Raw genomic sequence first — 18,737 nt, 5'->3', positions numbered from 1 at the left:
AAAGGGGCATGTGCGCATTGTTTAGTGTGCTGTTGGTGGATGATGAGCCGCGGGCGCTCGAAGGGCTTGGGCTGATGCTCGACTGGCAGGCTCTCGGGTTTCAAATTTGCGGGTCGTGCAGCAGCGGAGCGGAGGCGGTGGAGCTGCTCGAAGGGCTCCGCGTCGATCTGATCGTAACCGATATCCGAATGCCGGAGATGGACGGCTTGAGCCTCATCGCCGAGGTGCAAAAGAGGCAGGAGACCCCTGTGAAATTCGTCGTTGTAAGCGGATACGGCGAATTTGAATACGCTCGGCGGGCGATGCAGCTCGGCGTTCGCCATTATATGCTCAAGCCGCTTATCGCCGAGGAGGCTGAGGAGCTGCTGCAGGGCATCGCGCTGGAGCTGGAGGCGGAGGCGGAGCTGCGGCAAATGCGGGCCATCGCCGACGAAGAGGAGACGGCCGCGCAGCTTGCGGAGATCCTGTACGGAGGAGGGGATGAGTCTTGCCCTCCCGAGCCGCTCCGCGAGCTGTCCGGCAGGAGCGCAGAGTGGGCCTGCCTGCTTATAGAGGCCGAGGACACGCGCCGCTGGGCCGTCCAAGAGGCGGTCCGGCAGCATATCGCGGCTTCGCGGCAGCCGGCGTTTCTGATCGAGCTCGGCATGCCGGAGCTCTGCGTCGTTATCGGGAGCGGCCGGGAAAGCGGCGGCTGGCTGCAAAAGAGCGCGCACACGCTGTTCCAGGCGCTGCTGCCGCAGGCCGCCGCGGGCTCGTTTGTGGCCGCGGGCTCGCCGTCGCAGAGCTTGGCGGCTCTGCACAGTTCTTTTTTGACTGCGCGGGCGGCTATGGACGGCAAGTTTTTTTGCGAGCGGCCCTGCGTGCTTGTCTATGGCGAGAGCGGGAATGCGGAGTCCAGCTTCCACTTTGAGGAAACTCGGCACGCTCACCGCATCTTGGACGCTCTGGAGGGCCTGGACGAAAGCAGGATGAACGCCGAAATCGATGCGGCCGAGCGAGCTTTTCAAGAAAAGCGGCTGGTGCCGGAGATGGTGAAGATGATCGTCATCCATTTGGTGTACAGGAGCGCAAGTCTGATCAGGGAAATGGACGGCAACCTGGGAAGCTTGCTGCACAAGCACGATATAAGGGCGCTCCAAAGCAGGGCGCTTTCGCTATCTGAAATGCTCCGTTTGCTCAGAGGCTTTTGCGCGGACGCTTTGGAGGAGCTGAAGGCGCTGCAGCGCGACCGGTCGATCGGCATCGTTCATGAGATCAACAGCTTCATCAGAAGCCATTATTGCGAGAGTTTGACGATTAAGGGGCTCGCGGAGAAATTTTACATGCATCCGGTCTACTTGGGCCAATTATTTGCCAAAAAAAACGGGGTCAGCTTCAACGAATATTTGCACGACCTGAGAATCGGGGAGGCGAAGCGGCTGCTCAGGGAAACGGACCTGAAGTCGTATCAAATCGCGGAGCGGCTGGGCTATGCCAATTACGACAAGTTCCTCAAGCAATTTGAGAAGCGGCTTGGGATGAAGCCGAATCTTTACAGGAAAAGCTCGCAGTAGAGAGGCAGCCGGAAATCTCCAAGCCGATCTATATTTTTTCAGGATATTTCTTTAATTGGGAAATTGTATGCGAAGGGGTTCGTTTTTTATAATGAAAGGGGTTACATGAAAGGGTTTACAACCTTGATTTGTAATACGATACCACTGAAGGGGTGCAAGTATGGGGGGAAAAGTAAAATCTGCTTTCATCTCCGGGAACATTGCGGTACTGGCGCTTGGCGCTCTGCTCGCCGGATGCAGTAATTCGTCAAGCAATGGGGCCGGAACGGGATCGTCGTCCGCTGCGGCTGGGCAGAACGGCGGCGTAGAACCGTTCGTAGTGACGGCTTACATCGGAGAATCGCAGCAGCAGCCTACGCCGGACAACAAGATTTATAAATTGATGAAGGAAAAGCTGGGCGTCACGTTTAAGTTCGATTTCCTGGCGGGCGACTCCAAGCAAAAAATGGGCGTCATGGTGGCGGGCGGGGATTACCCGGATCTGCTGACCGGCAATACGACGTTTATCGATGCGGGCGCTTATATCCCGCTTGAGGATTTGATCGAGAAACATGCTCCGAATTTGAAGAAGCTCTATGCGCCTTACTGGAACAAGATGAAGGACCCGAAAGACGGGCACATTTATGTACTGCCGAATTACGGCGTTATCAGCGGCAAAATGCAAACTACATGGTACGGAGGACCTGCCTTCTGGATTCAAAAGGCGGTTCTCAAGGAGTTCGGCTTTCCGAAGGTGAAAACGCTGGACGAATATTTTGCTTTGATCAAAAAATATAAGGAAAAATATCCGCAAATCGAAGGCAAGCCGACTGTCGGGTTCGAGATTTTGAACAGCGACTGGCGCAAGTGGGGACTGTTGAACGCGCCTCAGCATCTGATCGGCCATCCGAACGACGGCGGGGTTGTCGTGAAAGACAATGTGGCGGCCATTTTCGCCGACAAGGATTATGCGAAGAAATATTACAAGAAGCTGAACGAAGTGAATCAGGAGGGGCTGCTCGACAAGGAAGCCTTCGTGCAGAACTATGACCAGTATATGGCCAAAATTTCGGCCGGCAACGTGCTGGGCATGTTCGATCAGCACTGGAACTTCCAGAAGGCGGAGGAGGCCCTGCATACCCAGCAAAAGTACGAGCGGGAATACGTCGGCCTGCCGCTTGTATACGACACAAGCACCAAGGACTACTACCTGGATCGTCCGGCGCTGAATTTGAACAACGGCTTCGGCATCAGCGTCAAGGCCAAGGACCCGGTCAAAATTATCAAGCTGTTCGATACTATAGTTACGGATGAATGGCAGAAAATTTTGATCTGGGGCATCCCGGGAGAGGATTATCAGGTTGACGCCAAAGGGAGATTTTCCAGAACTCAGGAGCAGCGGGATAGGTCCACCGACGCTACCTGGAAGCTCGCCAACAAAGCGGACGCCTTCTTCGGATATGCGCCGAAAATCGATACCGTTGGCAGCTTCCCGGACGGCAACGCGGCTTCCCCCGGCAATCAGCCTGAAGAATATTTGGCGGGCTTGAAGGATTATGACAAAGAGGTGCTGAATGCGTACGGCTTCAAGACTTATGTTGACTTTTTCAGCGAACCGCCGGAAAATCCCGTGCCTTACCCGGCCTGGACGATCAATCTGGTCGATGGCTCGCCGGCCAAAATCGCCAACACCAAGATAGACGACCTGTCAACCAAGTATTTGCCGAAGGCCGTATTGTCGAAGCCGGATCAGTTCGACGCCGTCTGGGACGAATACGTCGCACAGATCGCCAAGGCGAATCCGAAGGCTTACGAGGACCGGATCAACGAGCAAATCCAGTGGAGGCTTAAAAACTGGAGCAAGTAAAAGGAAGGTCGACCGATCGCCGTCATGCAGCGAAGCACCGGGTGCCGGGAGAAACGCGCGGTGCAAGAAATGCTTAACCTGCAGGCGGCAATTGGAGAGAAGGATGGAGTGAGGAGAACCATATGGCTGAGACACTAACGAGCCGGGCCGCAGAGAGAGAATCTGCTGCCCGGAAAGCCGGAAAAGGCATGTTCGACTGGACAACGATCAAAAGTCAAAAGCAGCTTATTTTTATGTCGGTGCCGCTCCTGATCTATGTCATCATCTTTGCGTATGTTCCGGTCTGGGGCTGGCTGATGGCTTTTCAAAATTACAAGCCGGCCAAAAGCATCTTCAATCAGGAATGGGTCGGATTGAAACATTTCAAATTCCTGTTTACGGACGATACGTTCCTGCGGGTCATGCGCAATACGATCGGGATGAGCCTGATCAATCTGGTTCTCGGTTTCTTCAGCGCGATTGTTCTGGCGCTGCTGCTCAATGAAATCAAGAACATGTTGATGAAGCGGGTGGTGCAGACGATTTCATATTTGCCGCACTTTTTGTCGTGGGTCATTGCCGCAGGCATCGTAGCGACTTCGCTGTCGATTAACGACGGCATCGTCAATACCGTGCTGCTCAAGCTGCATATCGTCGATGAGCCGGTTTTGTGGCTGAGCGAGGGCAAATATTTCTGGGGCATCGTCGGCGCTTCCAACGTGTGGAAGGAAATGGGTTGGAACACGATCATCTACCTGGCGGCCATCGCTTCGATCGACCCGTCGCTCTACGAAGCGGCCGATATGGACGGTGCCAACCGCTACCAGAAGATGCTGTACATCACGCTGCCCGGCATTAAAGCGACATTCGTCATTTTGCTGATCATGTCTATCGGCCATATTTTGGACGCAGGCTTCGAAATCCAATACTTGCTTGGCAACGGCCTGGTTGCGGACTGGTCGGAAACGATCGACATTTTTGTGCTGAAATACGGCATCTCCCAGTTTAACTATTCGATGGCGACCGCCGGGGGCATGTTCAAAACGGTTGTCAGCGTCACCCTGCTGCTGATGGCCAACTGGATCGCCAAGCGTTTGGGAGAAGAGCGGCTTTTATAAAGTTTAAGGAGGGGCCGTCATGGTGAGACCAGGAAGGCCAGGCAGCATTGAGCCCGTTTTGTTTAATACGGCCAACGCCATATTCATGATTTTGCTCGTCACCATTACGGTGTATCCGTTTTTAAACACGATCGCCGTATCGCTCAATGACGGGATGGATTCGATCAGAGGCGGCATTTATTTATGGCCCCGCGTATGGACGCTGCAAAATTACAAAGCAATTTTCATCAGCGGCACCGTTTATCACGCATTTCTCATCTCGGTGTCCAGAACGATTCTGTCTACCGCGCTCAACATTTTTCTGACGACCATGCTGGCCTATGCGCTCAGCCGTAAGGAGTACATTTGGCGCAAGCCGATCACGCTGGTTTTCGTGCTGACGATGTATTTCAACGCAGGGCTGATTCCGGGCTACTTTCTGATCAAAGGTCTTGGCTTGCTGAACAGCTTCTGGGTGTACATTTTGCCGTCCATGATCAGCGCGTTTAACCTGATTGTCATTCGCACCTACATGGGCACTTTGCCGGACAGTCTAGTGGAATCGGCGAAAATGGACGGAGCGGGCGACTTCCGGATTTTCATGCAAATCATTTTCCCGCTCTGCAAGCCGGTGCTCGCCACCATCGCCCTGTTCGTGGCCGTAGGTTCGTGGAACACATGGTTCGATACGTTTTTGTACGCGTCCTCGCAGCAGAATCTGAGCACGCTTCAATACGAGCTGATGAAGCTGCTCGCATCGACGCTGAATTCGAACAGCGATCCGAACCTGGTCAACGGAGCCGGAATGACCAAAGATACGGCAAGCGGCATGGTGACGCCGGTATCGATCCGGGCCGCGATCACGATTGTAGCCGCCGCTCCGATTTTGTTCGTGTACCCGTTCCTGCAAAAATACTTCGTAGTCGGCTTGCATGTAGGCAGCGTGAAGGAGTGAACGTGTGAAAGTGTGACTCCGTGAAGGGGGGGAATATGTGGGAGCGTGGCTTCGTGAAGGGGTGAGCCCGTCAAAGTGTGAGCCCGCGGAGGCGTGAATTCGCGAAAGCGTGAACCTGTGAAGGCGTGGCTCCGTGAAAGTGCAGCTACCGGAAGCAGCCCCGGCCTTTGCGACCGGGGCTTTTCTTGCGGCGCCGCACGTTGGAGAGGTGCGCGTCGGGGGAGCATTCCGGGATAACCGGGAGGGTATCCCGTGTGTTTGGCGTGCGCCGAAGCCGCCCAAAGGCGCGAAGCTGGCGCGGCCGTCGGCGACGCGGCCGCGCCAGGGCGGACGGCAGCGCAGCTGCGCAAAGGCGCCACGGTAACGCGGCTGCTCCAGGGCGGACGGCAGCGCAGCTGCGCAAAGGCGCCACGGTGACGCTGCTGCTCCAGAGCGTACGGCAGCGCAGCTGCGCAAAGGCGCCACGGTGACGCTGCTGCTCCAGGGCGGACGGCAGCGCAGCTGCGCAAAGGCGCCACGGTGACGCGGCTGCTCCAGAGCGGGCGGCAGCGCAACTGCGCAAAGGCGCCACGCGGCACAACCGCGATCTTTCCCGACGCGCGCCTCTCCCGCGCGGGCAGCAGTGCTGCATAGCGGGGGGAGGCGCGATGCGGGCTGGCAGAGAGAAAACCTGCAAAAGTGCAGGTTTTCTCCGTACAAATGGTTCATTTTGGCGAAAAGCCTGCGAAAGTGCAGGAATTTTCGTTAAAAATGAACCTGTGCCCATGTGCATGGCGAAAAGCCTGCACAATTGCAGGAATTTATCCTTGGCCGGCGTGTCGACGAGCAAAAGGATGTATTATTGCAGGTTTTTTCGCGCAGCCAGCAGGCAGATAACGCGCAGAAAACCTGCAACAAGTTGAAAAAGTGACGGGGAGGGGGAATTGGAGGGAGCACAATTGCAGGTTTTTCGCGCGCTAGCCCCCATGCCGTGGCTTGGCGGCAAGTTTTTTGGGCAGCCGCCCGCCAGCCTGCCAATCTCCACACGTCGAAGTGCGCCGGGCTGATCACCTTTTTCGCCTAGGTCGGGTCAGATGAATTAACTTGCAGGCCAGCATTCCAATCGGCGGATCAACCTGCTGCTGAACCCGCCCCGGCCGGTCATTTGTGGAAAAGATTTATCTCACTACATTTAAAGGAGTTGTGAAATTACGTGAAAAGAGTACTGCAGGCTTTGACCGGAATCATCCTTTCGTTTGTATTGCTGCTGTCGGCCGTGATGCCGCAAGGCAAGGTGGCGGTCGCCGCCGGTACGCCGGATTCGCTGCTGAGCTCCGACTTCGAGGATGGAACGACGCAGGGCTGGTCCCCTAGGGGAAGCGTTTCCCTGACCCTGGATTCCGCCGAAAAACATGGAGGCGCTTCCAGCCTTCGAGTCGACAATCGCCAGGCGACATGGCACGGGGCGAGCCACGACCTGACGGGCAGCCTGGGCTCAGGCCAGAAGGTGCACGTGTCTGCCTGGGTCATGTTTAATAGCGGGCCTGCGGAGCAGACGTTTTCGCTTTCTTTTGAAAGAGGCTTTACGTCAAGCTCCGGGAAAAGCGCCCAATATGACAATGCGGCGCAGGCCAAAGCGTCCAAAGGGGTCTGGACGAAGCTGGAGGCCGATTACACCGTTCCGGTCGACACCGATATGAACCGGATTTCCGCGTACGTTGAAACGGCTTGGAAAACAGCGCCGACGGCGGACGATCTCATCGGCTTTTATCTCGATGATATTGCAATCGTGCCCGTGAGCGCGTCGGGAAGCGGAAGTGTCGTTTTTGCCGCGGATTTCGAGGATGGCACGAAGGGAACATGGAGCCCGCGGGCCGGCGAAGCGCTGACCGTTGTCAATAGCGAGAAGCACGGCGGCAGCTACAGCCTGCTGACATCGGGCAGAACCGCAACGTTTAACGGGCCGTCCGCCAGCTTGTTCAGCGCCGTAAAGCCGGGCAAAACGTATCATTTATCGATATGGGCGATGTATAAGGACGGGCCGGCTTCGCAGGGCATATCCGCATCGACCGAAAAAGAGTTCAATCATGATGCGGCCAGCCGCAAATACGAAACCTTTGCAACGGTTGTTTTGAACAAAGGGGAATGGAAGCGGATCGAGGGAGATATCACAATTCCCGCTGACCCGACGCTGACGGATATCAAGCTGTATGCGGAGACCCCCTGGAAGCCGGACGATCAAACGACGCCAAATGATCTGATTGCTTTTTACATCGACGATGTGACCGTAACCGAAGCTGCTTCCATCGATATCCAGCGGGATATCCCGGATCTGCATTCGGTGCTTGATCCGTATTTTCCGATCGGAACCGCCATCGATCCCGCCGATGTGTTGAACGCTTCGGACATTCATTCTGAACTGATCAAGAAACATTTCAAAAGCTTGACGGCGGGCAATTTTATGAAGCCGGACGCCATCCAGCCGGTCGAAGGGCAGTTCGTCTGGACGAACGCCGATAAGCTGGTGCAGTTTGCCCAAGCGAACGGCATGCTTGTGAGAGGACACACGCTTGTATGGCACAGCCAGATTCCCGCTTGGTTTTTCACGGACCCGGCCGATCCGAGCAAGCCGGCGACGAGAGCGCAGCTGCTTGCCAGACTGGAAACGCACATCAAGACGGTGGTAGGCCGTTATAAAGGAAAAATCCAGTACTGGGACGTAGCCAACGAAGTATTGTCTGAGGACGGAAGCCTGCGCGGGACGGATAACGGCTCCAAGTGGAAAAGCATTATCGGCGATGTGGACGGCGACGGTTACGACAGCGATTATATCGAGCTCGCTTTCAAATACGCGCATGAAGCCGATCCGGATGCCAAGCTTGTCATCAACGATTACAATCTGGAAAGCTCGAATGCCAAGCTGGACGGCATGGTTGCACTAGTGAAGAGAATGCTTGCCAAAGGCATTCCGGTGCATGCGGTCGGCTTCCAAATGCACATTTCGAACGCCGCCCCCAGCATCGAGCAGATGCGCAGCGCCATCGAGAAGATCGGGGCTCTCGGAGTGAAGGTTCAGTCGACCGAGCTCGACATGTCGATCTATGCGAATTCAACCGAGAGCGAGAAGCCGGTAACGGACGCCATTTTGCTGGAGCAGGCCCGGCGGTACCGCGAGCTGTTCGAAATGTACAAACAGGAAGCGCAAAAGGGATATCTGGATTCGGTCACGATCTGGGGAATGGCCGACGACGGAACGTGGCTGGATAATTTCCCGGTCAAAGGGCGCAAGGACGCTCCTCTGCTGTTTGACAGGCAGCTGCAGGCGAAGCCGGCATTTTGGGGAATTGTCGATCCTTCGAAGCTCCCGGTTTACCGGAACGTCATGCAGGCAGCCCAAGGAACGCCGGTAATCGGCGCCACCCCGGATAAAATGTGGAAAGCCCTGAAGCCTACGAAGGTCGAAACGCGGGTAAGCGGCCAGAACGGAGCGACGGCAGAAGCGAGAACGATGTGGGATGCCTCCCATTTGTACGTTTTGCTGGAAGTGAAGGACAGTACGCGCAGCGGCAATGACAGCGTAGAAATTTTTATCGATCCGAATTACGATAAATCGAGCTCGTATATGCCCGACGATCTGCACTATACGATCGGCTGCAACGGTTCCGGGTCGGCGGCGGGCATTCAGCGCATCGTTACGCAGACCGCTGACGGTTACGCCGTGCAAGCGGTGATCCCGCTCAGCCAAGCCGGTGCTGCGCTGGCTGCAGGCGGCAAGCTGGGCATCGATTTCCGCGTGAACGATGACCAGGGCGGGGGAACTGTCGTTTCCTCCGCGGTGTGGAACGATTTCACGAATCACCAGAACACCGATCCGTCCAAGTTCGGAGATGTAGTCCTGGGCAACCCCGCGAAAATGATGGATGCCATTTATGGCACGCCGGTGATCGACGGCACCGTTGACGAGCTTTGGAGCCGTGCGCAAACCGCCGGCACGGATGTATGGGTGCAGGGCACCTCAGGCTCGACGGCTGTCTTTAAGACGGCTTGGGACGAAAACTACCTGTACGTACTCGCGGATGTCACCGACAGCCTGCTAAGCAAAAAGAGCAGCAACGCTTACGAGCAGGACTCGGTGGAGCTTTTTATCGATCAGAACAAGCATCAAAGCTCCTACTACGAAACGGACGATGCCCAGTACAGAGTGAATTTTGACAATGAGGCGTCGTTTTCGGAAAACGGAGACAAAGCGCGTTTCAAATCGGCGACGAAGCTGACCGACCACGGCTATATCGTGGAGGCGGCCATCCCGCTCTCGGCGGTCACACCTAAGATCGGGACGCTGCTTGGCTTCGACCTGCAGGTGAACAACGATCAAACCGGCAGCGGCAAACGGGACAGCGTCGCTATCTGGTCCGACCCTTCCGGCAACTCGTACCGCGATACCTCCGGCTTCGGCACCGTGCAGCTGATCGCGGAACCGGTAACGGTCGCTTACCTGCAAAAGCTTGTCAATCAATACGCAAAAGACGGTTCGATCAACAACCGCGGGACCGCGAACAGCCTGCTGAAAAAGCTGGAAAAAGGCAAAGTGGAGCCGTTTATCAACGAGGTGAAGGCGCAGAAAGGCAAACATATCAAAGCGGCGGCGGCAGACGAGCTTTTGCGGAATGCGAAGCTGCTGCTCCATAAGTAAGCAGGCTGCCCCCCGAGTCACCCTGACTTGGGGGTGCCGATTGAAGTAGTTTCTCCCAGAGACGTTGCGAGGGGGGGGGATGGTACGATAAGTATTGCTGGATAGTGAGAAAAGTGAACCAAAAAGCTCCCGGAAGGTTCTGAGGGCTTTTTGGTTGTTTGGACATAAAGTGCAATGAGGGTATCGCGGTTCGCGCAAAGCGAAACAGGCAATGAACATGCCGGAAACAGGCGGATGAAACTGGGGAAGAGAAACTTTCCACGACTGCAAGCCGGACCGACAGCATAATCTGTCTCGCAGCGCGAAGAAAGCCTGCAAAAGTGCAGCTTTTGCTCGATGAATACGCTGCCCACGACAAATTCCTGCAAATGTGCAGGCTTTTCGCCGCAAACATGGGCCCTGGCTCATTTTGATCGCAAATTCCTGCACAATCGCAGGCTTTTCGCCAAAATGAGCCGATTTCATAGAAAAAACCTGCACTTTCGCAGGTTTTCCCCCTTCCAAGCCGCCTTGTCTCCCCATTTCATCGTAGCAACCCGTGTTGGGGAGGCTTGGCCCACAACCCTTACGGTTCCTTTACCCGGTCACTTTATCAACAGTCTGATTTTCGTAGTCTTTCTAAGCGTTCATAGAGATGCGTCTCACCCATGTAGGTTTCTCAACAACCTGACTTTTGCGGTCTATGCAGGCTTTACGGTCTTTACAGGCTTGCGGCCGTCAACCGCTCAACGAACGGGCTGCACCGTCTTTGGCGGCAAACGAAACATTTTTGCCTCGGCCCGCCCCTTTTGGTTAGCGCCTGCGCGCCAGTATGAGCTCATTCAAGTACCGTTTGCGGACTTGTCCGCCAAATTCGCCGTCGATTAAAAGGCGGATGCATTGAAACAGCTGCTCCCGGTCGTGTTCCGACATGGTCCGGTGATCCGAATAAGTGGACAGCAGCTCGATGTATGGCTCCCGGTTGTAAGTCTCCTCGGTAACGTAGCTGCGGATCACCGGCTTTTCGAACAATCCCGATGCTTCCAGGTCCGCCGTATCGGGCTGCCACTCCGCTATGTCGGGGAGACGGAATTTGTCCGTAGCCCGCGGCTTATAGCGCTCATAACAATCCTGCACCCGCTCGAAGAAATCCTGATCGCCCCCCGCGACGTGGTTATAACGGATAATAGCCAAATGCCCTCCGGGGCGCAGCAAGGAGTACGTTTTGTTAAAGCGGACGGCCGGATCGATCCAATGGAACGCCGTGGCCGCCAGGACCAGGTCGTACTGCGCCCCGGCCGGAGGCTCCCACTCTTCGAAAGCGGTTGTCTGAATATCGACCCTATCGAACGGGGCCAGCTTGTTGCGGGCTACCCGCGCCATATCGGCACCCAGCTCGATAGCCGTAATGCGGCAGCCGCGTTCGGCTAGCGGAAGCGTCGCAATGCCGGTTCCGGCCCCGATCTCCAGCACATGGGATGCGGAGGAGCATCCGGTTAAACGAAACAGCTCGTCGAAAAGTTCCCCGGGATACCGGTTGCGCGCTTGATCATACAGCTCCGCCACTTCGTTAAAGGTCGCCTTCTTTTCCATTGTCATTCGACACCGTCCTTTTCATTCAATTTCTAATTAGAATTAATCAGATTTACGATTTCGATTTGATTGATTTCAATAGCTCTGTCCAAAGGGCTTCCATTATAAGACGATATTTTACCTTTAAATTTCACGTGTGTTTTAAAGTCAACGCCCAGTTCTAATAATAGTTGGACTATCTCCGTATATCCTAAACCGCAAATCCAAAACAGCAGCTCTGATTTAGGGGTTGTCTCACTTCTATAATCCGCTCCATTTGCTAATAGGTATTCAGCAATTTTGAGATTATTTCTCCAACAAGCCCACTTAAACGCTGCTGAGAAATACTTTTTATCTATTCCATTTTCCACCAGCGTTTTAGCCGCTTCTAAATTCCCCCCATCAAGATTCGTTGTAAAATCAAGCAGAGAGCTTTTTAGACCGTCTACCTGATTTATATCTGCACCCTTGGATAATAGCAGTTCAATGATCTCCCTGCTTCCGTGAGCACATGCAAAATGAATCGGTTGAAGATTGTTAGGACCTTTAGAATGGACGTCTGCTCCAACTTCAATTAAATATTTGGTGATATGGTAGTGGTTGTTAGTAATAGCAATTGATAAAGGCGATTGTCTCCCAACATCTTTAATTTCCTTGTCTGCTCCTGCTTCAACTAAAAGTTTTACGATATCCAGATTTCCGTTTTTGCAGCAAATTTGTAACGGCGTCCCTTGGATTGGATTTGAATAGTCAGTTAGTTTTTTGTTGAGTATAGTAGGCTTAACGTTAATCAAAAGTTTTTGAACCAATTCTTTATTTTGATTGTAACAAGCGGAATGTAAAGTTTCTTCAAATATTTTTGTCATTTTAATCATCCTTTAACTACCGTTCTCCGTTAGGTAATTTCCCGAAGCAAAAAGGTTAAACGCATTAGCATCGCTTTCCTGCGATTCACTTCATTTTCTTGCAATTATCAAAAAACGTTTAGAATTGGTCATTAAGCCCTTTTCTGTTTGGTTTTGTTCAATAAATTTTTCTAATACAACAAAGTCATTCTCGAATTGTCCAAAGTTCGGAATTATTGGAGTGTGCTTCAACAAGAATATTAAATCTTCGTAAGATCGGTAATACTCCGTTGAGTCGTACTCAAATGTTTGAATATTCTTAAATCCTGCTTCGCTTAATTCTGTAATATATTTATTCTGTAACGTTCCATCCTGAATACCAAATGACTGCCCTCGGCCAAAAGCCTGTTTCATGTTAATTTTATCCTCTTCGCTAACTTGCTGCGTAAGGAATATGCCGTCATGTGCTAAGACTTTGGCTACTTCTTCCGCATAAAATGGTGCGTGACGAGAAGATACAACATTAAAAAAGCTCTCTGGGAAATTGATTTTCTCAGCATCCATTTGCAAAATACGCACATTTGATGTCCTTGAGCTGTTCAAGTTAACACCTGCGGACTCAATCATTCCAACTGAACTGTCAATTCCCACTAGCAGTAAAGCAGCCTCAGCAATTGATAACAAAGCTTCCCCGCCGCCAGTACCTATATCCAACAATATGTCTGATTTCTTGCACCTTCGGGAAACTTCGTGAAAAAAAACCCATTTTGCGCCTTCAGATATGCTGCTAACTTTACTAAAGTCCCATCCGTTTAATTGTCCAACGCGGTCGTAAAAATTTTTATATTCCAGCTCGTTCATTAATTTTCAATCCTTCCAATGAGATAATAAAAGCCAGAGGATTTAGAATTGCTGAATAGGAGCCGATGGCAGTTCATCAGTCCTGTTATTCAGACAACTCTTGGTATCCCTTGGCTTTATCCAAGGATGACAGCCGACACCGTTCAAAGTTTAGTTTCACTGTAATCAAAAGGGCAGAGTCCCCCCCTTGATGGCTGGTACGCGTTTTTTCCCAGCCCGAAAACTAAATACCTCGAACGAAACGGATTGTCATCCAATTCACCTCATTTTGAAAGTTATTCCAATTATAGTTCTAATGTTAATGACAAGCAAGATTTTTGATCACGGTGCAGTTCGTGTTTTTTTTTGATCGCAGGAATCGTTTTGGGTCATGTAAGTAAGCAGAAAAAGCTACTTTAGCCCCTTGGAAAACTTAGGAAAGTTAGATAACCTTATGTGTGTTAAAAACAAGATTCAAGGAGGCTTTACACATGCCATGGTACCGATCTATGTTTGTCACGACATTGCTTATCGTCTGTCTATTGGGAATGTTACCCGGTATAACAGCATCAGCAGCCGACCAGAAGCCCTTGAAAGTATTCGTCGATACGAAACAAATCTCGTTCCAAATTGAACCGCAGATCATAAACGGTACAACCCTTGTCCAGTTTCGGCCGCTTTTCGAAGCGATGGGTATGGAAGTGAAATGGGATGAAGCCAACAGGTTTGTGACCGGGTCGAAGTCAGGTCTAACACTCTCTCTTCACATTGGCGACCTGGAGGCGACTGTTAACGGCAAAAAAGTCGAGTTGAGCCAAAGCGCACAAATTATGAACGGCAGCACCATGGTGCCGCTGCGTTTTATCGGGGAGTCATCGGACGCTATTGTCCATTGGGATCCGGTAAACAGGGAAATTACGGTGATTACCAGTGACTTGCTGAAGAGTCTGGGCATTACAAAAATGGTGACGCGGGTGTCGAGAACCCCAAGAAAATCCAGGCTGGGAGTGACCGCTTCTACATTCCCGATGAGAAATAAAAATAACCGCCGAGGTTTCTCGACAGTCTGAAGGGGCACAAGCGTGCCCCTTGCTCATTTTTATTATTGAAATCCCGCAGTACCGTAGGTATTGTTAATTACCTTTGAATAGTTATCCCAATTAAAATAGAAAGGGCCTATGTCAATTTTTTTATTGTCATGCTCTAATATAAAATCCTTCCAGATGACAATATCTTCTTCTTTGTCAATTTTGACCGAAATAAATCCACATTCTTCATCTCCACACCATGGACAAGCCAAAATTGGATATCTGTAATACAAATATGCGTGTGGCTGCCTGAGCAGAAAGTAATCAATCATTAACCTTTGTTTTTCATTAGTACCCCAGCCTAGGACAGGGACCATATCATATTTACGAAGTCTTTTATATAACGATTTACCATCTATAATGATGTCAGCGAATAAAGTATTTTTGTTTCCATCTTGGTTAGGATCGAGTTCCTCATATCGGCTTGAAAGTTTGGTGTCCAAGTAATTTATTGTTCTCATTTTACCTCCTTCTTTTATTTTACTACGGTTTGCAGGTGCCCTGCATAAACAAAAGGACACCCGGCAAACGGGCATCCTTTCGTATACTAATTGCCGGTAAATAGCTTGACAAAGAAGACGAAAAATATAAATAATGAGACCCCAAGATTGAGGATGGCAATTATTTTGTTGCTTCGCTTGAATTCCGAGAGGCCTGAAAATAACAGCATGAGTCCCAAAAATAATTGCATAAATTGCGTGTAGCGATAATCTGCTATATTCGTAAAAGAGTAAGATGCGACGGCGATAACGGCGACAGCAAAAAATAGACTGATGATGGAAAAAATATTCATTTTTCTGAGCATAAAACCTCTCCTTCCGATGAATTCATTATACGGTAAAACAACAATTATTCAAAATTTTGTAAGGCGAAGAGAGGACCGGATGAACCAAATCGGCATAAAAAAACCTCCCTCAAAAAATGAGGGAGGTTCTGATACGAGACAATTAAAATTTCGGATTTGGTCCGTATTGGTTGTCTTCTTTGCTGTCTTGGCAGAAGAATACAATCAAAATGATGGCGCCAACCACAGGAATCAGGGCCAGCAAAAGCAACCATCCGCTTCTTCCGGTATCGTGCAGTCTCCGAGCTCCAACCGCTAAAGACGGAATTAACACGGCTAAAGAATAAATCCACTCTAGCACCTTGATTCCGATGAACGAGTCTATAAGGGAAAGCACGATGGAAAAAATAGTGCCGAAAAGTACATACATCCAGTACTCTTGACGTCTAGCCCTCCCTTGAAACCCAGCATAATTTTTGATTACCTTCAAATACCACTCCACTTACATTTCCTCCTTGATGGGTAAAATTGTCTGATTTACGGTATCCGTAAATTCTGTCCCTATTACTTGTTCGATGTATAATACAAAATTCCTTTTTTCGACACAAAATTCCTTTAAAATTTATTTTTTGACACGGGTTCGCCATTTGAACAAAAAAATACGCAAGCGCCGGAAGATGCCGGACACTTGCGCAAGAACTTGCTTGACCGCATGTTGATTTTTAACTCTTATTCGGACTCCGATACAAGGGTGAAACGGGAATTGATATGTTTCGGATTTTCGATTTCATCCACGATCGCTATGGCGAAGTCGGCGTAGCTTACGTGACTTTCTCCTTTGGAATTGACAATCAGGTTATCTTTGCCCGTTGTATAGGAACCTGTGCGTTTGCCCTCCGGGTTGAAGAAAGCCGCTGGACTTACGAATGTCCACTTAATGCCGGAGGCATTTTTCAGATCCTCAAGGTTTTGGGCTTGGTTGGATGCAGTTGGTTTATAGATTTCCGGGAATTCCGGCGTATCGACCAAGCGAACGGTCTTAGCCTCGTCGACGAACAGGCTTCCCGCGCCGCCCACTACGATGATGCGGGTCTCGGGAGCTCCCTGAAGCGCGGCGATAAGCGATCTTCCGGCTTCGACGTGCAGGTGCTCTTGACCCGGTGCCGCGCCAAACGCGTTCACGATGACATCGAAAGCTCCGGCATCTTGCGCGGTGATATCAAAAACGCTTTTTTCAACAACGGATACGTTCGGCTCGTTTATTTTCGCCGCATCGCGGACAAATGCCGTTACCTCATGGCCTCGGCTCACTGCTTCTTTAAGTATTTGGGATCCGGCTTTGCCGCTTGCTCCGATAATTCCGATTTTCATAATGAACAACCTCCATTTGGTTTATGAGCGAAAGGAATGATGTAATCTCTTTAGTTACAACATGGTGAAAAAAAATAGGCTTTGCACGCTTTTGACAGAACACACCCATGATCTTCAAAAATCATCGCTTCAAAAGCATGGTTCACGCAACGACCTCTCGCTGTAATCATTATAGTTACAGAAAAAGATCGTGTCAAGCTAAAAAGTGCCGCTCCCCATACGCGGTCATCCCGCCTAAAATTTATTGCCAAAAATGAAAAGCCAAGTTATGATTTTATCTGACGAACGTTCGTCAGGTTTAAGCTGGAGGATAATTCAATGACTCTGCAACATCTGCATGAAATCGCCTTGAAGCAGTTTGCTTTGCGCGGCTACGAAGGAGCGACGCTGGAAACGATCGCCCGGGAAGTCGGCATTAAGAAGCAATCCGTGTACGGCTACTGCAAAAGCAAAGAACAATTGTTTGTGCAAGTTTTTAAAAGCTCGGTGGACAAAGAAATCGAATTTTTGGATCAGTTGTTTCGGAGCTATGCCGAGTCCGGGCCGGAGCCCGTGCTGCTTGAGCTCATTAAGCAATACAAGAAGCGCTATGACGAAAGTTATACATTAAGGCTTATCATGTATGCCGGGTTTATTTTTCCCGCGAATTTGAAAGAGGCTATCGGCAGCATGATCAGCGAGTATGTGGAGAAAAAAAGGCGGTATGTCTACGAGGTGTTCAACCGTTCCGCAGAAGCGGGGCTCCGGGTAGACGCCCGACAAGCTACGGAGGCTTTCATGAATTTGGTGGAAGGCATGCTGGTAGAATTGATCTATGAGGGGGCGCGGTTTGAAGAGCGGCTGCAAGCTTCCTGGGACATTTTTTGGAATGGCGTGAGGGGACCTGGCATATGAGCATAAAGGAAAAATTATGGACAAAAGATTTTATTTTATTGGGGCTTTCGTGCTTGTTTCTGTTTCTGTCGTTTGAAATGCTTATGCCTGCGCTGCCCGTTTATTTGGCGGGTATTGGCGGGAATACGACGGAAATCGGCACGGTCATGGGATGCTTTACGATCAGCGCGATTTTGATCCGCCCTTTTTCGGGTCATGCCATAGGCAAAGTGGGGAAAAAGATACTGCTTATTATCGGCGGCGCGCTGTGCTTGGCGGCGACCGGATTTTATTATTTTGCCGCGACCGTACTGTGGGTTCTCGTCATTCGTCTGCTGCACGGATTCGGGTTTGGAATCGCCACAACATTGTACGGCACCGTTGCTTCCGATATGGTTCCGCCTTCGCGGATGGGGGAGGGAATGGGCTACTTCGGCCTGGCCAACACCGTAGCGATCTCGATCGGGCCGTTTCTCGGCGTTGTCCTCATGGAACAGATGGGCTTTCAAAAGCTCATTCTGGTGTCCACCGTCATATTGGCGCTTGCGTGCCTGTGCAACTTGATCGTCAAAATTTCCCGTAAACCGGTTCATGCCCCGGAGCATTCGGACGCCGAGCAGGAGAAAGTCAGCTTCGCTTCGCAGCTGGTGGAAAAGAAGGCGCTGTTCCCCTCGCTGCTTGCGATGATGGTGGGCCTCGGTTTTGGAGGGATTTTGAGCTTCATTACCCTTTATGGAAAGCAAGTGGGGATCGGGAATATCGGCTACTTTTTTCTGGTTATGTCGATATTCGAGGTTTTGGTTCGTTTTGTATCAGGAAGAGTATTTGACACAAAAGGGCCTGCCTGGGTTATCATTCCGAGCGTCTTCTTGACGTTCGTAGCTACGCTGATTTTGTCTTATGCATCTTCCACAGTCACGATGCTGACTGCCGCTGTTTTTTATGGCTTGGGCTTCGGGGCGCTGTTCCCGGCGCTGCAAGCATGGGTCATAAACCGGGTAGACCCTCAAAGCCGCGGCTCGGCCACGGCAACCTTTTTTAACTTGTTCGACATCGGCATTGCCGGCGGCGCCGCGCTGCTGGGGTTCATCGCCGGCTTAACGGGCTATGCGGTTATGTATCGCATATCCAGTGTGTTTTATGCGATTCTTATCGTCGTTTACTTCGTCTACGAAGCAAGGGCCCGCCGGCGCAATCAGCCCGCTCTGCAGCCCGGAGTAAGCGACTCCGTTACCGATTGACAGTCTTTTTGCATCGCAGGAAACCCGGGCTTTTCAAAGCGC

15 protein-coding genes are annotated in these 18,737 nt (G+C 51.3%); 8 read left to right on the top strand and 7 right to left on the bottom strand.

Going from position 1 to position 18,737, the window contains the following annotated elements; translation table 11 throughout:
• The first annotated feature begins 8 nt into the window (after window positions 1-8).
• The 5 genes from AC3G2T_RS12905 (at window position 9) to AC3G2T_RS12885 (ending at window position 10,102) form a co-directional block, all read left to right on the top strand.
• A complete protein-coding gene (locus AC3G2T_RS12905; RefSeq protein ID WP_488435706.1) occupies window positions 9-1,553 on the top strand; it encodes a response regulator in 1,545 nt (514 codons plus the stop codon).
• 160 nt (window positions 1,554-1,713) lie between these two features.
• The gene (locus AC3G2T_RS12900) at window positions 1,714-3,399 is read left to right on the top strand and encodes a type 2 periplasmic-binding domain-containing protein (RefSeq protein WP_488435705.1); all 1,686 of its coding nucleotides are present in this window, start codon (window positions 1,714-1,716) and stop codon (window positions 3,397-3,399) included.
• A gap of 188 nt (window positions 3,400-3,587) precedes the next feature.
• Window positions 3,588-4,496, top strand: coding sequence for an ABC transporter permease (locus AC3G2T_RS12895; RefSeq protein ID WP_488435767.1), 909 nt, complete (start codon window positions 3,588-3,590; stop codon window positions 4,494-4,496).
• A gap of 19 nt (window positions 4,497-4,515) precedes the next feature.
• Window positions 4,516-5,430, top strand: coding sequence for a carbohydrate ABC transporter permease (locus AC3G2T_RS12890; RefSeq protein WP_488435704.1), 915 nt, complete (start codon window positions 4,516-4,518; stop codon window positions 5,428-5,430).
• Between the two features lie 1,192 nt (window positions 5,431-6,622).
• Window positions 6,623-10,102, top strand: a complete 3,480-nt coding sequence (locus tag AC3G2T_RS12885; RefSeq protein ID WP_488435703.1) for an endo-1,4-beta-xylanase — start codon at window positions 6,623-6,625, stop codon at window positions 10,100-10,102.
• A 792-nt stretch (window positions 10,103-10,894) separates the two neighbouring features.
• On the opposite strand, the gene AC3G2T_RS12880 is transcribed toward AC3G2T_RS12885, so the two are convergent.
• The 3 genes from AC3G2T_RS12880 to AC3G2T_RS12870 form a co-directional block, all read right to left on the bottom strand.
• Window positions 10,895-11,680: a class I SAM-dependent methyltransferase gene (locus tag AC3G2T_RS12880; protein ID WP_488435702.1), complete on the bottom strand. Its 786-nt coding sequence runs from the start codon at window positions 11,678-11,680 to the stop codon at window positions 10,895-10,897.
• A 26-nt stretch (window positions 11,681-11,706) separates the two neighbouring features.
• Window positions 11,707-12,519, bottom strand: coding sequence for an ankyrin repeat domain-containing protein (locus tag AC3G2T_RS12875; RefSeq protein ID WP_488435701.1), 813 nt, complete (start codon window positions 12,517-12,519; stop codon window positions 11,707-11,709).
• A 90-nt stretch (window positions 12,520-12,609) separates the two neighbouring features.
• Window positions 12,610-13,359 carry a class I SAM-dependent methyltransferase gene (locus AC3G2T_RS12870; RefSeq protein WP_488435700.1) on the bottom strand — a complete coding sequence of 250 codons (750 nt, stop codon included), beginning with the start codon at window positions 13,357-13,359 and terminating at the stop codon, window positions 12,610-12,612.
• 470 nt (window positions 13,360-13,829) lie between these two features.
• Between AC3G2T_RS12870 and AC3G2T_RS12865 the strand changes: the two genes are divergently transcribed.
• Complete coding sequence (locus tag AC3G2T_RS12865; protein ID WP_488435699.1) at window positions 13,830-14,408, top strand: copper amine oxidase N-terminal domain-containing protein; 579 nt, start codon at window positions 13,830-13,832, stop codon at window positions 14,406-14,408.
• A gap of 32 nt (window positions 14,409-14,440) precedes the next feature.
• On the opposite strand, the gene AC3G2T_RS12860 is transcribed toward AC3G2T_RS12865, so the two are convergent.
• The 4 genes from AC3G2T_RS12860 to AC3G2T_RS12845 form a co-directional block, all read right to left on the bottom strand.
• On the bottom strand, window positions 14,441-14,887 hold the full coding sequence (locus AC3G2T_RS12860; RefSeq protein WP_488435698.1) for an oxidoreductase: 447 nt from the start codon (window positions 14,885-14,887) through the stop codon (window positions 14,441-14,443).
• A gap of 86 nt (window positions 14,888-14,973) precedes the next feature.
• Window positions 14,974-15,231 (bottom strand): DUF3953 domain-containing protein, encoded by a 258-nt coding sequence (locus AC3G2T_RS12855; protein ID WP_474682895.1) that lies wholly within the window; start codon window positions 15,229-15,231, stop codon window positions 14,974-14,976.
• Between the two features lie 142 nt (window positions 15,232-15,373).
• Window positions 15,374-15,712, bottom strand: a complete 339-nt coding sequence (locus AC3G2T_RS12850; RefSeq protein WP_488435697.1) for a DUF805 domain-containing protein — start codon at window positions 15,710-15,712, stop codon at window positions 15,374-15,376.
• Between the two features lie 227 nt (window positions 15,713-15,939).
• The gene (locus AC3G2T_RS12845) at window positions 15,940-16,581 is read right to left on the bottom strand and encodes an NAD(P)-dependent oxidoreductase (protein WP_474682897.1); all 642 of its coding nucleotides are present in this window, start codon (window positions 16,579-16,581) and stop codon (window positions 15,940-15,942) included.
• A 318-nt stretch (window positions 16,582-16,899) separates the two neighbouring features.
• On the opposite strand from AC3G2T_RS12845, the gene AC3G2T_RS12840 reads away from it, so the two are divergent.
• Both AC3G2T_RS12840 and AC3G2T_RS12835 read left to right on the top strand, forming a co-directional pair.
• Complete coding sequence (locus AC3G2T_RS12840; protein ID WP_488435696.1) at window positions 16,900-17,475, top strand: TetR/AcrR family transcriptional regulator; 576 nt, start codon at window positions 16,900-16,902, stop codon at window positions 17,473-17,475.
• Window positions 17,472-18,695, top strand: a complete 1,224-nt coding sequence (locus AC3G2T_RS12835) for an MFS transporter (RefSeq protein ID WP_488435695.1) — start codon at window positions 17,472-17,474, stop codon at window positions 18,693-18,695. Before AC3G2T_RS12840 ends, AC3G2T_RS12835 begins: the two co-directional genes overlap by 4 nt.
• The last annotated feature ends 42 nt before the right edge of the window (window positions 18,696-18,737 follow it).

The sequence above is a fragment of the Paenibacillus sp. sgz302191 genome, assembly GCF_057749925.1.
This window is presented reverse-complemented; position numbering and strand designations above follow the sequence as displayed.

Bases quoted from the DNA above. Each gene is read 5' to 3' on its own strand.
- AC3G2T_RS12870 (WP_488435700.1), bottom strand. From the start codon at position 13,359: ATGAACGAGCTGGAATATAAAAATTTTTACGACCGCGTTGGACAATTA.
- AC3G2T_RS12865 (WP_488435699.1), top strand. From the start codon at position 13,830: ATGCCATGGTACCGATCTATGTTTGTCACGACATTGCTTATCGTCTGT.
- AC3G2T_RS12890 (WP_488435704.1), top strand. From the start codon at position 4,516: ATGGTGAGACCAGGAAGGCCAGGCAGCATTGAGCCCGTTTTGTTTAAT.
- AC3G2T_RS12905 (WP_488435706.1), top strand. From the start codon at position 9: ATGTGCGCATTGTTTAGTGTGCTGTTGGTGGATGATGAGCCGCGGGCG.
- AC3G2T_RS12855 (WP_474682895.1), bottom strand. From the start codon at position 15,231: ATGCTCAGAAAAATGAATATTTTTTCCATCATCAGTCTATTTTTTGCT.
- AC3G2T_RS12840 (WP_488435696.1), top strand. From the start codon at position 16,900: ATGACTCTGCAACATCTGCATGAAATCGCCTTGAAGCAGTTTGCTTTG.
- AC3G2T_RS12895 (WP_488435767.1), top strand. From the start codon at position 3,588: ATGTTCGACTGGACAACGATCAAAAGTCAAAAGCAGCTTATTTTTATG.
- AC3G2T_RS12860 (WP_488435698.1), bottom strand. From the start codon at position 14,887: ATGAGAACAATAAATTACTTGGACACCAAACTTTCAAGCCGATATGAG.
- AC3G2T_RS12835 (WP_488435695.1), top strand. From the start codon at position 17,472: ATGAGCATAAAGGAAAAATTATGGACAAAAGATTTTATTTTATTGGGG.
- AC3G2T_RS12875 (WP_488435701.1), bottom strand. From the start codon at position 12,519: ATGACAAAAATATTTGAAGAAACTTTACATTCCGCTTGTTACAATCAA.
- AC3G2T_RS12845 (WP_474682897.1), bottom strand. From the start codon at position 16,581: ATGAAAATCGGAATTATCGGAGCAAGCGGCAAAGCCGGATCCCAAATA.
- AC3G2T_RS12900 (WP_488435705.1), top strand. From the start codon at position 1,714: ATGGGGGGAAAAGTAAAATCTGCTTTCATCTCCGGGAACATTGCGGTA.
- AC3G2T_RS12880 (WP_488435702.1), bottom strand. From the start codon at position 11,680: ATGACAATGGAAAAGAAGGCGACCTTTAACGAAGTGGCGGAGCTGTAT.